1 protein-coding gene and 1 pseudogene are annotated in these 1,168 nt (G+C 69.5%); both read right to left on the reverse strand.

The annotated features are described in order from the left end of the window. Window positions 1-12: 12 nt before the first annotated feature. Window positions 13-546 (reverse strand): annotated as a pseudogene (locus tag VQ03_RS28345) (IS630 family transposase); the annotation flags it as partial. A 20-nt stretch (window positions 547-566) separates the two neighbouring features. Beyond that, window positions 567-1,082 carry a winged helix-turn-helix domain-containing protein gene (locus tag VQ03_RS28350; protein ID WP_048454267.1) on the reverse strand — a complete coding sequence of 172 codons (516 nt, stop codon included), beginning with the start codon at window positions 1,080-1,082 and terminating at the stop codon, window positions 567-569. Between the last annotated feature and the right edge of the window lie 86 nt (window positions 1,083-1,168).

The raw sequence follows: 1,168 nt of genomic DNA on the forward strand, positions 1-1,168 counted from the left end.
ATACCGCCGCGCTTAAGCGTTGACGCGTGCGATGTATGGGAAGTTGGCGATGGAGCGGACGCGTTCTGGCTCAGCGGTGAGTGCGTTCCAGGCGGTGCAGCAGGCGTCGAGGATCGCCTTGTAGTCGGGGAACACGCGTGCCGAGAGGAAGCGCTCGCGCAGGTACAGCCAGATCCGCTCGACCGGGTTGAGTTCGGGGCTATAGGCAGGCAGCCGCACCAGCGTCACGGTGTTGGGCACGCGCAGATCCTTGGCGATGTGCCAGCCTGCCCCGTCCAGCACCACGACGGCGTGCGTGTCCGGCTCGAGCGTGGCCGCAAACTGCGCCAGGAACAGGCTCATCGCCTCGGTCGAGACGCGCGGCAACACCAGACCGAACGCCGAGCCGGTCTGCGGCTCGACGGCGGCGAAGATGTAGGCAGACTGGAAGCGGCCGTCGCAGCGTCCCGCCGGGCGCTGACCCTGCATCCACCAGCGATGGCCGCTGCGGCCCTTCTGCCCGACCCGGGCCTCGTCCATGAAGAAGAGGCGGATCGGCTGGCCGGGATGGGCCTCGGCAGCGCTCGTTAAAGCCGCGCGAAGCCCCTTTTTACGAAGGCCGCCGCAGCCTTGGCGTCGCGCTGCGGGTGAACCGGGCGGGTCTTCTGCTTCGACAAGCCCAGCCGGCGCACCAGGCGCGACATCGACTGGGGCAGCATGGTCTTGCCGAAGCGGGCCTCAATGAAGCGGCACAGGTCCGGCAGGGTCCAGCTAGCGGGCTCGCCCCGGTCGGGGTCGGGCCCCCGCAGGATACGGTGGACCAGCACCGCCTGCTCGCCCTCGCTCAGACGCTCTGGCCGGCGGCCGGGCGGGCGGTCGATCAAACCGGCGAGCCCCTCGGCGTTGAAGCGCTTGACGGCATCGCACAGCGCCTGTCGCTCGAGGCCAGCGGCGCGCGCCGCTTCCGCCCGGCTCATGCCATCGAGGGCGTTGGCCACAGCCAGCAGGCGCAGAGCTGTCCGCCGACGCGGCTCCCGCTTGGCTTGCTGCCGGAGCTCGGCGGCTGTGGCCACGTCGCCCCGGATCTCGACGGCACGCGTCATGGGCTCCCCCCGGTTTAGGGAAGCAGTGAATCACCTCCACGAACCGGTGAAAACCCGCACGAGTCAAAACCTAAGCGCGGCGGTAT

Source organism: Methylobacterium tarhaniae (assembly GCF_001043955.1).
Classification (GTDB): Bacteria; Pseudomonadota; Alphaproteobacteria; order Rhizobiales; family Beijerinckiaceae; genus Methylobacterium; species Methylobacterium tarhaniae.